Source organism: Chamaesiphon sp. OTE_20_metabat_361, assembly GCF_031364565.1.
Map to the genome: position 1 here is coordinate 1 of NZ_JANLWO010000433.1, position 13,028 is coordinate 13,028.

A 13,028-nucleotide genomic window follows, 5' to 3' on the forward strand; every position below is an offset into this window, starting at 1 on the left:
CAAACACAACCCTAAAATGCCCAGGGAAAACAATTCTTGAGAACCAGTCCGTGCCAGCGATCTGACTAGCACTGGAATCAGCCAAATTCCAGCGACGATCGATCCGGCGATAAAGAGCAGTGCTTTTAGCACAGCACTGAGCAAGGCTAGCCCAATTGCGCTGGCTGGTTGAGTCAATACTGGTAGCACCGCCAGCATCAGACCTAAGCCCAAGTCTTGCACGACCAAAATTGCCAGCATGATTTGTCCGTGGCTGGTTTGGACTTCATTCCCCTCCACCAGACTTTTCAGCACCACGGCAGTGGAAGACAGCGAGAGGACTGCCCCTAAAAAAACGGCTTTCGGCACCGTGTCCACCCAGCCCGTCCAGTATGCTAATCCTCCCCCCACCAAGATGGTGAGGATAATTTGCAGGCTGCCACCCCCAAAGGCGAGCGTCCGCACTTTTAATAGTTCCTTAATCGAAAATTCAATTCCTAAGGTAAACAGCAGCAGAGCAACCCCAATATTAGAGAGCGTCTCAATATTATTGTCCAAGGAAATTAGCTTCAAGCCAGTTGGCCCGACAATCATCCCACCTAATAGATAGCCCAGGAGCACGGGCTGCTTTAAGCGATTGGCTAAGTATCCGACAGTAGTTGCAGCTCCTAACACAGTCACCATCTCGACAATGAGCGTCAACTTTCCTGCCATTTCTTTGCTCCGTAATTACCTTCAGCGTAACATGTTAATTCTAGGGGTAAAATCGTCCCTGTTTTTGTCGATCTGATTCATGATTCTCTGCTTCGATGTAGACCATTGCTGGCGTAAATTTACCGTTAGGAAGTGCTTTGGGGACGATTACCGACCGTAGGTTCCACCAACGATCCAAACATCCCTAATTCGGGTAGCAATCAGCGGCGCGAATAAGAGCAAAACTAAACCAATTGCCATCAATCGACCTTGGAACAAATTGTAGTCAGCCGCGATTTGCGCCCAGGAATATCCGAATGCCCAGCGTCCCAAGGCAACCTCGAACGTTACTGTCAGCAACATCCACAGGACTCCCACGCTCATCAGTTGAGCCAAACTGGTGGCTTCGATCCAGCGGATCGAGATTGTCGCGATCGTCAGAATCAGCAGCGATCCGGTAATGAATGAAAGTTGATGTGCCCGCAGATCGCCAAATAGTGGCACTAGCCACAAAGTGCGAATCGTCCCGTTCAGGCTTTCAAGCGCGATAAAAATGAACCAGATGGCCATACTTCTGAGCAATATCATGCTTAACTCTCGTTCGCTAATTGTATCTACTAGATTAGTGGAATTAGATCCGGCAAGGAGTTTTCAGTACTGCTGACAGTACCAGCACGAGGTGCATATCAAGGTTCGCCAAAGATGGCATAATCTTCCAATCGATCGGGTAGCAGTTTGGACGATTGTCAGCCAAACTCGTTGAGTTTGAGAATATCCACCGCATCACTACTACCCCAATATTTTGGGCAGATTCTCTTTTCTGGCTGAATGCTACGTCAATGGAGAATCTTCACCGCTGAAACGGTTAAAACTGCTACGCTTTGAATTTTACCGCGCCGAAGCGAATCTAGATCTTCATTTGGCGCCGCTAACGGAAACGCCTCAACCTGAGTCTGAATCGGAATTTTGGGAGCCAATGCCAAAAAATCTTCACCATCGCGGCGGGTGAGATTGGCAATCGATCGCAATACCCGTTCGCCCTACAATAGTTCGTAGTGCGTCTTCCGCCATCATTAGTGAGCGATAGCCGATGAGTCCAGCACACAGCAGCAGTGCGGCTTGCAAGTCGGGGTATCCCATGGGAATCGGGAAACAAAATCGGGCATCAGCGACGGCGTATTCAGCGTAACCACCATCAATGCGATCGCCAGTGAATTGCGCTCGATCGCAAAGATTTTCGCGCCCAGATTGGCAATAATGAATAAAATCCTCCCTAATCCGATCGCGATTCTGTTGTCATCTTATGCAAAGAATGTGAAGAACTTGTGACTGTCAAAGATGCTCGATAACCACTTTCAGCTTAGACTGAACCTGTTCTGCCACGTCTTTTAATGCTGGGTTGGCAATTGCTTGCATCGAGGCAATTGGATCTACCGCTGATACCTCCACGCCGTCTGTCTGCTCCTGCACAATTATATTACAAGGCAGCATCGTGCCCACCTTATCTTCAATTTGTAATGCCTGATAAGCAGAATTAGGATGGCAAGCTCCCAAAATTTTGTAGCTGGGCATTTCAACATTCAGCTTCTTTTTCATCGTGGCTCGGACATCAATTTCAGTCAGAATACCAAAGCCCTCTGCTTGTAGATTTGCAGTGACTCAATCGATCGCCTCATCAAATGGAACATGCAAAACTTTACTGAAGTCATAACTCATTTTTAGTCACCTCCAAAAGATATCAAACAATTAATTTTGCTAACAGCAGGTTCCGCGCTAGTCGGTTGCATCGCAGCAACATGTTCGTAGACAAATAACTTGAGATCACATTCCGCTAGTTCGATCGCCTAAAAAATAATCAGATGCAGAATCCTTTCGTATCAGCCTTTCTAGCGATTTAGTCTCTTTTTGGCGCTCGCCGACATATTCTCAATAGTCTTAGCCTATTGAGAATACAATCGCTACGCTCCTATGGCTTCGTTTTAATTATTTTTCGCTCGCTTGGACTAGCGGAATGTGGGCTTGAGATTGGGGTGTGCCTCATAATCAAAGCCCATCGTCAGCCCCAATTCCACTATCTGCTCTGGTGTCAAATACTGTATACCGTGGCTGCTTTCCACGATCGGCAGGAAATTATCGCACTTACCATGTGGGAGCCTATCTTGGCGATGGCTTGCATGAAGGCGCGATTATTTCCGCGATTCGGGTTGCCAAGCTGATTGCAGATACAACGCCAAGTCAGAGAGCCGGGGAGAGTTTTAGCTCGCTAATCGAACTGTAATTTAGTAGATTTTTCAGGATCGATCGCCAACTAGAGAATTAGCCAGAAAACGATTGGTAAGATCGCTTTCTGGAATACTCAAAGATCGATAATTGTGTGATGCAATGTGACAAATCGCGTTGCATAGCATTTTCTCTAGGCTTAATATAGATACACAGGATGTTTATCCCGACCGTATATGCCTAACGCCAATCCGATCCAAAAATTACCAAGTTTGGCATCGCTCGTCGATCGGCAGCCATTAATTGTCACTTCAACTCTACCCTTAGTCAAAGTAATTACCTTAATGAGTCAGGCAAAGGGACAGATCTGTCTATTGCCTAACTCAGATCCAATCGCCAGCGATCGAGTCCTCGAAATTGCCGCCGCCGCACGTCACAGCGCGGTATTAGTTATTGAAAATCGTCGATTAATCGGGATCTTTACCGAACGCGATTTAGTCAAACTTTCTGCTAGTCAAACTGATTTACACAGCGTGCAAGTCGGGGAGGTAATGACCGTAGATCCGATTACCTTGGTGCTGTCGGAGCAGCATACGGTGATGACTGCGCTAGGGATCTTTCAACAGCACAAAATCCGACATTTACCGATTCTCGACGATCTCCAGCAGCTCATCGGGGTGGTTACGCCAGAGCATATTCGCCAAATTTTACAGCCAGTCAATCTATTAAGATTTCGGTCGATCGCTGAAGGGATGACAACAGCAGTAATTCAGGCAACTCCAACGACAACGATTTTGGAGATCGCGCAGATGATGGTCGAACGAGGCATCGGTTCGATCGTGATTATGGATGGAGATGAGCCGCTCCGCCCAGTCGGGATTATCACCGAACGGGATGTTGTCCAGTTTCAGGCGTTTGAACTAGATTTAGACCAATTGTTAGCCGCAGCGGTGATGAGTACTCCGTTGTTTTGTTTGCAGCCCACAGATTCGCTCTGGGCGGCGCAGCAAGTGATGCAAACTAAAAATATTCGACGATTGGTCATAAAAAACGATCGCGGTGAATTAGTGGGTATTCTTACTCAGTCGAATCTATTGCAATTGCTCGATCCGTTAGAAATGCTATGTATAATCGATAGTTTGCAATCGCAATTGCTAGATCGAGCCGCCGAATTGGAGCAAACTAATCGGGAATTACGATCGGAAGTAGCTAGAAGAGAGCAGGTAGAAGCTGCATTACGTCGAGCTTCCCAAACGTTGGAAGAGCGCGTATTAGCTCGAACTGCTGAATCAGCATTGCTAACTGAAGAACTCCAAATTAAGGTCTCCGAGCAACGATCGTGCAATGTCGCTTTAGAAGCTAGTCAACAGGGAATTTCAGATTTTATTGAGAATGCCTTAATTGGGATGAATTGGGTCGATATTGAGGGTAATATTGTCTGGGTAAACCAGGCTGAACTAAATATGTTTGGCTACGATCGATCTCAATATATCGGTCAACCGCTCATAAATTTTCATATAGACCGAATAAAGTTGACCGATCTTTTGCAGCGAGTATCGAGAAATGAATCGATGCGAGGATGTGAGGCTCAAGTCTGGCGCAAAGATGGCTCGATCTGTGATGTCTCAATCGATGCTCACGCTTTTTTCAAGGATGGCAAATTCATCCATACTCGCTGTTTTACCAGAGATATTACCGACCAAAAACGGGCTGAGACTGTCGCCCACACAACATTAACATCACTCCAATTTCAGAAATATGCCTTAGATCGATCGGCAATAGTTGCCGCTACCGATCGACAGGGGCAGATTATTTATGTCAATGATAAATTCTGTGAAATTTCTCAATATTCAGAGACAGAATTATTAGGTAAAACTCATCAAATTATCAATTCTGGCTACCATCCATCGGAATTTTTTCGAGATTTGTGGGCGGTAATTAGTAGCCGGCAAGTCTGGAGCGGGGAAATTAAAAATCGCGCCAAAGATGGTAGTTTTTACTGGGTAGCCATGACAATCGTTCCCTGTTTAGATGAGCGCGGGCAGCCTTTTCAGTATCTATCGATTCAATTTGATATTACCAGTCGCAAGCAAGCCGAAGAATCGCTGCGAGATAGCGAACGGAAGTTTCGGGCAATTTTCGATAATACCTTCGAGTTTATGGGATTACTCGATCCCGATGGAATTGTGCTCGAAGTCAACCGCACCGCGCTGGATGCGGTCGGGGCGACACTGGATGATGTCAGTGGGCAGCCATTTTGGACGACTCCGTGGTGGACTCATTATCCTGACGTGCAAGTGCAACTGCAACAAGCGATCGTCCAAGCGGCGACAGGTCAACTAATCAGATTTGAAGCCCCCTCTATTTTGGCAGATGGCTCCCATATTATTGTCGATTTTTCCCTCAGTCCGATCTTCGATGACACTGGCAAAGTCGTGATGTTGATTCCAGAAGGGCGAGATATTACCGAGCGCAAAGCCGCCGCCCAAAAAATTCAGGAGCAAGCCGCTTTGCTCGATATTGCGACTGATGCGATTATCGTCCGGGATTTGAATGGTCAGATTCAATTTTGGAACAATGGCGCGACAGCTATCTATGGCTGGCTGGCAACTGAGGCGATCGATCGGACTACCGCCCAACTCTTTTATCCAGATACCCCACCAGAAACAGCGGTCGCAATTGCCTTTAGCAGTGTCTTGGATCGCGGATCGTGGCAAGGTGAGTTACATAAAGTTACCAAAACTGGTAAAAAAGTAATCGTCGAAAGTCGGTGGACGCTGGTGCAGGATGAGGCGGGCAATCCGCGCTCGATTCTCAGTGTCGATACTGACATTACTGAGAAAAAATCCCTAGAGCAACAATTCCTTCGCGCTCAACGGCTGGAAAGTCTGGGTAGCCTTGCCAGTGGCATCGCCCACGATTTGAATAATGTGCTCACGCCGATTGTCGGTGCTGCCCAGCTTTTACCGCTAACATTGTCCAATTTGGACGATCGCAGTCGCCGATTATTGAATATGTTGGTAGAGAGTTCCAAGCGCGGTAGTGGTTTAGTGAAGCAAATTCTCACCTTTGCGCGGGGGCTGGATGGCGAACGCGCGGTGCTACAGGTACGGCATATTCTCACAGAAATCATCAGTGTCGCGCGACAAACTTTCCCTAGATCGATTGAGATTGAAGTTAACAATGATATTGAAGATCTATGGCTGGTAAGTATCGATGCGACACAAATTCATCAAGTATTGATGAATCTATTTGTCAATGCGCGGGATGCCATGCCCAACGGTGGCACGATTGCGGCTAGTGCGGAAAACATCGTTATCGATGCAGATTATGCCCAGCTCCAGCTCCAGCCACCACTGGGATCTTATATCCTGATTACTATTGCCGATACTGGCATAGGGATGACTAGAGAAATGCTCGCTCGGATCTTCGAGCCTTTCTTTACCACTAAAGAAACAGGTACGGGATTAGGCTTGTCAACCGTACAGGGGATCGTCAAAGCGCATGGGGGCGCGATCGAGGTTGAGAGCGAAGTTGGGCGTGGTACTTGTTTTAAAATCTATCTCCCCGCTAACGATCGTCGAGAAGTTGAATCTCCAACCACAGCCGAAGATCTCTACGATGGGCAGGGGCGATTGGTATTAGTTGTCGATGATGAAACCGCAATTCGTGAAATTACCAAAGAATCATTAGAAACGTATAACTACCGCGTCATCTTAGCTAGCGATGGGATCGAAGCGATCGATATATATACCCAAAATCATCATCGTATTGCGATCGTCCTCATCGATATGATGATGCCCCATCTAGACACCCCATCGATAATTCTCGCTCTGCAACAAATTAATCCCGAAGTTCAAATTGTGGTGATGAGCGGCTCCTATCTCAATCTAGCCGCGATCGTCGATAAACAGCAAGTCAGCGCAGTACTAACTAAGCCATTTACCACCGCCGAAATGCTCCAAACATTAGCCGAGATTTAGCTTGAAGAACATCAGTTTCTCCTGTTGGAGCGACTAATACAGTGTTGCCTTGAATAGAAATCCCGCTAATTTTGCCCAATTGTCCGGCAATCATTATCAGCGCGACACCTGCCATATAGCCGACTAGAATTGGCGTCGAGAGCAAGTTTGCGAGAAATCCTAATCTAGCAACACAGGCAACCACACAGATCGCCCCAACCAGCATCGCCAGAGTAGCAGTCAGCACCCCATAATTACTCCCATCCGCCAGCAGCAACGGCGAAATCGCCGCAGCCGTCATCACCGCTGTAGTTGATTCTGGCCCCACTGAGAGTTAGCACGACGAGCCAAATAGAGCATCCACGCACATCGCAGGCAGAATCGTCCACAGTCCAACAATGGGCGCAACGCCCACTAATTCCCCGTATGCCATACACTGCGGAATCAGATATGCCGCAACTGTAATGCCTGCGAGCAGATCTCCCCGCAACCACGCTCGCTGATAGCCCAATAATTGGCGCAAACCAGGCAATCTGAGCAAAAGTTTCTGTTGCATGTTCTTTGCTAGCTTGACAATGCTGGCAACTGAATCACCACCACCGAACAAGGTGCATGATGCGTGACATAATTGCTAGTGCTACCGAGAAAAACTTCACTCAACATTGATTTTTGATTGCGTCCCATCACAATCGTGTCCGCCGACCAATTTTTCGCGACTTCACAAATCACCGATCCGGAGTTGCCCAAATTCTGGGAAACCTCAACTTGAATCCCGCGCTTTTTAGCTTGTTCTGCATAAGTCTGAAGCCGATCGATACCTGTTTGTTCGTACTCCTTCCACTCCTTGGCATATTGTTCGAGTGCAACATCATTAACGATCGGAAACATGCCACCGACTAATGGACTAAATCCTATTGGTGTAGAGGGATTAATAATGTGTACAAGCAGCATCTGGGCACCAAATTTTTCAGCCAGTGCCGATCCAGATGCTAGGACTGCTTGTGATTCAGAGGATTCACCAATTGCAACTAAGATTTTTTTAAACATTAAGATCGTGCCTCGTTAATAATGTAAAGGTTAATTTTTGATAAATATGGCTTAAAACTAGCTTGACAATGCTGGCAACTGTCACAGGGGGGAATTGTTCGATCTCTTCAATTCCTTTTGCTGCTGTTGCAAATGCTTGCGGTAGGGAAATGCCCCCTGGAATTCGGCCCAGGATAAGCTACCAACTTGGCGAACCCTGGATAGTGACGATCGACTTGCTGAATTAACATTTGACCGATCCGCTCTTTTAACTGCTGATAATCGGCATCTCGATGCAGCCAAGGTTGAGTCTGCCACTGGGTAAAGGCTTCGTAATCCACCCAAGCAATAATTTCGGCTGTGTGTGCCGTCGCTTGGGGGTCTTTTAAAGACGGGAAGGAGATGTAGCATTGGGGTACCCGATCTGTGAAGATCCACTGTTTGCGCTGCTCGTAAGTGGCATCATGGTCGATCGATTCATAAATCCAGTGATTCTCACCCTGAAAGCCTAGCGATTCCCTTTCAGGGAGGCTGCGCCAACGCGGATCGTCTGCTAAACCCAGATACAGATACAGCGTCACATTGGTGGTTGGCGCATACTTCTGGACAAATTGACGCAAGGATTCCCGAAATGAAATGGGATAGTCTGCTGGAATCAGTTTGAGATAGGTGATTGCCCCTCCGGTATTAGAAATAATTATCGGGGCATAATAAGTCTCCAATGGGGACTCGATGGGGGCGTTTACTTTACGAACATTGACCCCAACGGCGCGACCATTTTCAATTAGAATTTCAGTGACTTCTCGATTCAGCAAAAACCGTCCGCCCTGCGCCGCCACGATTGTTTTTACGCTTTGAGCGATCGATCCCGCTCCACCAACTGGATAATAGGCTCCGTTCAAATAGTGCATGACGATCGTCGCATGAACCGCAAAGGGGCTTTGGGCAGGAGGTACGCCGTAGTCCCCCCATTTCGACACCAATAACGCCTTGAGCTGAGGATTAGTAAAATGGCGATTCTCCAAAAAGGAGACGCTACGCGAACGAGATAATCCTTTGTCGTCAAATCTAACCCGATCGGACTCCAAAGTTTGCCCAAATATCCGAGCGACTTAAATAGCCAATTCCCATTGAGGCGGGGAATATGGAGAAATAGTGCCGTTGCTGCTATGGGCAAATATCGGAAATATTGCCGAATCGCTGGCTGTTCCTGTGGGAATTGCTGGATCAGATCGGCTTGAAACCGTTTGGGGTCGCCGTACAGATTGAAGGTGAGGTTTGGATAGACAAACTTTTCAAATGGTTCGGGCATCTGCTGCCACTGCACTCCCTTCCGAGTTACTAAATCAAACAGTTGGCGCGTTGATGACCCTTCATTCATCTGCCCAACGTAATGAATCCCCACATCCCAGTGAAACTGCTGTCTCTGAAAATCATGGGTAAAGCCCCCAGCTTTAAAATGGCGTTCCAGAACTAACACTCACTTGCCGCGCAATTGTGTCATGAGGCTGGCAATAGTGAGCGCACCCATCCCTGAACCAATTAGAATCAAGTCGTAGGATCGATTCTCTTCCAGAGACGCTACGCGAACGAGATTTTCCGCAGGAGCGGCTCCGCCAACTGTGGCTTGAGTGGATTGAATCGCATTACTCATAAAACTAGCCTCAATTAAGATGGGAAGTTTAATCCCCGATCGAGGGTTGAATTTCCCACACCAGAACGCGATTGGAAAAGCATTTCTATCTTAGAGATTGCTTTATACCTTTAAGACTGCCATTCTGGACTGTCCGAGATGAAGATGTTCGCGATAATGACCATCTAGCCAACAGATTGGTAATGATTCTTCCGAAGGAAATCTCATTTCTGCTTTAGGAAATAAGGCGGGATCTTGCAGTTCTTCTCCAGCATGAGCCATGCCGAGCACCTCAGTCTTAAAGGGATCGAATAGATCGCTGAGTTCGAGAATTTCAACAAGTACTTGAGTCGGTCGATGTAGTAAAAACATAGAAGACCCCTCTCGGTCTGAATATGGGTTTAAAGTACACACTGACAACTAAGTTTAGTGTCTGCTTATTTCTTACTGTAGGGTAAAATCATGAGGAACTCGTGAGTATTTGTGAGATAGTCTATGTTTAAAATCTAAATTCTTAATAGATTTTATGAAGTATATCGATTGGGGTCGCCGAATTCATTTTGAATTCATCCAAAACTAGCTTCTTAAATCTACGATTGTGCGATCGAGCTTTGAGGATTGCAGGTCGTTGCATTTAGCAATTCACACACTTGTCGATCGGTAGTTTGAGTAAAATCCTCATACCACCGACCGATCCCAGAAAAATGTTTGGGTGTCATCAAGCACACGATCTCATCGACTTCAGCTCTCAATTCATTACAGGTGTCGAGCGGCGCGACTGGAATGGCAATAATTAGCCGTTGCGGTTGCTGGTGTTTCAGAACTCCAATGGCTGCTCGCATCGTCGAACCTGTTGCCAAACCATCATCTACCAAAACGATCGTCCGATCGCGGATATTCGGTAGTGGTCGCTCGCCCCGATAGATGCGATCTCGCCGTTGTAACTCCTGGAGTTCCTGCTCGCCAACTTCTGCAATGGTATGTCCAGCAATTCGCAACCAATCGAGCAGATCTTCATTCAACACTTCAAATCCGCCAACGGCAATCGCCCCATCGCCAGTTCTTTATTGCCAGGGACACCCAGTTTTCGCACCAAACAAATATCCAAGGGCGCATTCAGTGCTGTGGCTACTTCAAAGGCTACGGGTACGCCGCCGCGAGGAATTCCCAATACGAGGACATCGGGGCGGTTGGCATACTGGATGAGTTTGCTCGCCAATAATTTCCCAGCTTCAGTGCGATTGCGGAATCGGGTTTCGTTGGCGGAGCCTCCGCTCGGCGGAATCGTCATTACTATTACCTCCTTCAAGTCAAATAGAAGATCGTCAATTTGGACTCTAGATCGATAAGTTGAGGAACTCGTGAGGTCGATTACCTCCGGTAGGCTACGCCAACGATGACAGCTTCCCAATACATAACGTCTCTGTAAGATAAGATTGGGTTAGATTTAACAAGGCGTATTCTTTGTAAAATCCTAGCTACTCGGCTTAATTAAGTCACAAATTTTACAACTAATAAATCCAAGGAATCAACTTTTTCACAGAATTAGAGTAGCTTGCATAATCTGAAAACTTTTCTATGAGCCAAACTTCTTCCTTTTTCGACTTAGCATCAAAAAACACAAACAAAACGATCGAACCCACCAGATGCACCCAACTCATCTGCCAACTCGCATAGGCTAAAGCAAGATAAACCACCCCGCTCATCGGATGTCTAACAAGTCCATAAATACCAGTTTTCACTAACTGTCCATCATCTCTAGGGTGCGGCAATGGTGTAAGATTTTGACCTAGATCGAATAGCGATCGACCCAAGAAAACTATTGCTAAAATACTGAAGATAACAGTCAAAATCCAACTTGTATACACCCAAATAGATAAGTAAAAATCAATAAAACTAGGTGTAATCTGTGATATCAGTGCAAAGACAAGTAGTAAAACTCCTTGAGCAATTACCCAATATTCACCACGAGTACCTCGCCACCAACTAGTTGTGATGCCCCAATTTGATAATAATTTCATAAGCTATTTGTTATCATCTTAGCCGATTACCTCCGGTAGGCTACGCCAACGATAGCCACTGACAATGCGATCGCTATCGATAACAATTTAATCTCGCTATGCTCTCATCATCCGGCTGCTGACACCATCAGTCGTGCGCCCGCTCATTTCGTCGATATCTAACATAATTATGCTCCTAGTGATTTAATATTATTGAAGTTAATCTTGATTGATATCAAGAGGATTCACCTGTATCGTGGTCGATAGTTAATCTTACTGGCTTACAGCGTTTAACCTGTGTTTGGATGCCTTGATCGAATTCATTCTCTAAATCTTCTACATAGTCTTTCACCGCTCCCTCAGCCTGAGTTGCATTAATAAATGGGCCGAAATAGTAAGTACAATTTGGTTGAACGGTGAGAACTTCAATCCACCAAGCTCGACCACAACGATCGAGAGTGTCAGTCCAAATATCTAAGATTTTTGTTGCCACTTTGTACATATAAAGTGAGATTGATAATGAACGATCGAATCCAAAGCTATGGGATTTGAAAGTACAAGATTAGACTGCATCTTGTTGATTTTACTGTTGTGAATTTTCTTGCAAATGTTGTGAATTGAAAATCTTCCCAATCTTTACCGTGTGAGGATCGTTGGCGGAGCCTCTCGGAACGAGAATCGAAATCTCTCCAGTTTGTAGCCAGGTAGTTAATAGCGGTGGAATATTTACTCGATCGAGATATTCATGCAATTTTTGACCATCGAGAATTTCCCGTTCTAGTAATACTTGTGCCACCTCTGTGAGTAGTGGCTGATTGTGTGCCAGGATTGCGCCTGCGATGTGGTGGGCATTGTCAATCAAGTGTTTGACTTCTCGATCGATCTCGGACTCTACTTCGGGACTGAGTGGACGACGGGGATTGCCCCAGCCGCCGAGAAATTGACTGGCGGATCTGTCGAAGGCCATCGGCCCAAGTTGTTTGCTCATCCCATAAATCGTCACATAGCGATCGGCTAAATCGGTAGCTTTTTGGATATCATCACTAGCTCCAGTCGAGACTTTGCCCATGATTAATTCTTCTGCGGATCTACCACCTAAGAGCATGGCAATCTGACCGCGCAATTCATCTTCCACCATCAAAAAGCGATCTTCTTGTGGGAGTTGGAGGGTATAGCCCAGCGCAGCAACGCCACGAGGGACAATTGAGATTTTTTCGATCGCTCCCGATCCTGGCATTAATGAACCGACAATTGCGTGACCGACTTCGTGATAAGCTACCGTTTCTTTTTCCATCTCATTCAAGACGCGAGATTTCTTCTCTAGTCCAGTCAGGATGCGCTCGATCGCCTCTTCAAAGTCGGACATGGTAACGGCATTCCGATCGTGACGAGCAGCCAGTAGAGCGGCTTCATTGACTAAATTCGCCAGATCTGCGCCTGCGAAACCAGGAGTACGGGCGGCTAATTTGAGTAAATCCACATCATCCGACATTTTGACATTGCGGGCATGGACGA

At 46.5% G+C, this 13,028-nt stretch carries 11 protein-coding genes and 5 pseudogenes; 2 read left to right on the top strand and 14 right to left on the bottom strand.

Annotated elements, in window-relative coordinates:
- The 4 genes and pseudogenes from RMO35_RS12640 to RMO35_RS12655 form a co-directional block, all read right to left on the bottom strand.
- On the bottom strand, positions 1-693 hold a 693-nt coding region (locus RMO35_RS12640; protein ID WP_309741635.1), incomplete at its 3' end, for a cation:proton antiporter.
- 147 nt (positions 694-840) lie between these two features.
- Positions 841-1,242, bottom strand: a complete 402-nt coding sequence (locus RMO35_RS12645) for a hypothetical protein (protein ID WP_309741636.1) — start codon at positions 1,240-1,242, stop codon at positions 841-843.
- Between the two features lie 266 nt (positions 1,243-1,508).
- Positions 1,509-1,929: pseudogene (locus RMO35_RS25345) on the bottom strand (alcohol dehydrogenase catalytic domain-containing protein); the annotation flags it as partial.
- 75 nt (positions 1,930-2,004) lie between these two features.
- Positions 2,005-2,388 (bottom strand): annotated as a pseudogene (locus RMO35_RS12655) (DUF302 domain-containing protein).
- Positions 2,389-2,755: 367 nt separating this feature from the next.
- Here RMO35_RS12655 and RMO35_RS12660 point away from each other — a divergent pair.
- Together RMO35_RS12660 and RMO35_RS12665 are read left to right on the top strand one after the other, a co-directional pair.
- Positions 2,756-2,950: a hypothetical protein gene (locus tag RMO35_RS12660; protein WP_309741639.1), complete on the top strand. Its 195-nt coding sequence runs from the start codon at positions 2,756-2,758 to the stop codon at positions 2,948-2,950.
- A 178-nt stretch (positions 2,951-3,128) separates the two neighbouring features.
- A complete protein-coding gene (locus RMO35_RS12665) occupies positions 3,129-6,875 on the top strand; it encodes a PAS domain S-box protein (protein ID WP_309741640.1) in 3,747 nt (1,248 codons plus the stop codon).
- 37 nt (positions 6,876-6,912) lie between these two features.
- On the opposite strand, the pseudogene RMO35_RS12670 reads toward RMO35_RS12665, so the two are convergent.
- From RMO35_RS12670 to RMO35_RS12720, 10 genes and pseudogenes are all read right to left on the bottom strand, one after another.
- Positions 6,913-7,410, bottom strand: a pseudogene (locus RMO35_RS12670) (SulP family inorganic anion transporter); the annotation flags it as partial.
- An 8-nt stretch (positions 7,411-7,418) separates the two neighbouring features.
- Positions 7,419-7,901 carry a universal stress protein gene (locus tag RMO35_RS12675; RefSeq protein ID WP_309741641.1) on the bottom strand — a complete coding sequence of 161 codons (483 nt, stop codon included), beginning with the start codon at positions 7,899-7,901 and terminating at the stop codon, positions 7,419-7,421.
- Positions 7,902-8,008: 107 nt separating this feature from the next.
- Complete coding sequence (locus RMO35_RS12680; protein ID WP_309741644.1) at positions 8,009-8,860, bottom strand: hypothetical protein; 852 nt, start codon at positions 8,858-8,860, stop codon at positions 8,009-8,011.
- Complete coding sequence (locus RMO35_RS12685) at positions 8,779-9,360, bottom strand: hypothetical protein (protein ID WP_309741646.1); 582 nt, start codon at positions 9,358-9,360, stop codon at positions 8,779-8,781. The genes RMO35_RS12680 and RMO35_RS12685 overlap by 82 nt, the downstream gene beginning before the upstream one ends.
- Positions 9,361-9,534, bottom strand: coding sequence for a hypothetical protein (locus RMO35_RS12690; protein ID WP_309741647.1), 174 nt, complete (start codon positions 9,532-9,534; stop codon positions 9,361-9,363).
- Between the two features lie 102 nt (positions 9,535-9,636).
- A complete protein-coding gene (locus RMO35_RS12695) occupies positions 9,637-9,885 on the bottom strand; it encodes an acetyltransferase (RefSeq protein WP_309741649.1) in 249 nt (82 codons plus the stop codon).
- 218 nt (positions 9,886-10,103) lie between these two features.
- Positions 10,104-10,804, bottom strand: a pseudogene (locus RMO35_RS25350) (phosphoribosyltransferase).
- A 220-nt stretch (positions 10,805-11,024) separates the two neighbouring features.
- Entirely contained in the window at positions 11,025-11,534 is a 510-nt protein-coding gene (locus RMO35_RS12710) for an isoprenylcysteine carboxylmethyltransferase family protein (RefSeq protein WP_309741653.1), read from the bottom strand.
- 214 nt (positions 11,535-11,748) lie between these two features.
- Positions 11,749-12,015 (bottom strand): DUF1816 domain-containing protein, encoded by a 267-nt coding sequence (locus RMO35_RS12715; RefSeq protein ID WP_309741654.1) that lies wholly within the window; start codon positions 12,013-12,015, stop codon positions 11,749-11,751.
- Between the two features lie 81 nt (positions 12,016-12,096).
- Positions 12,097-13,028 (bottom strand): annotated as a pseudogene (locus tag RMO35_RS12720) (cell division protein FtsH); the annotation flags it as partial.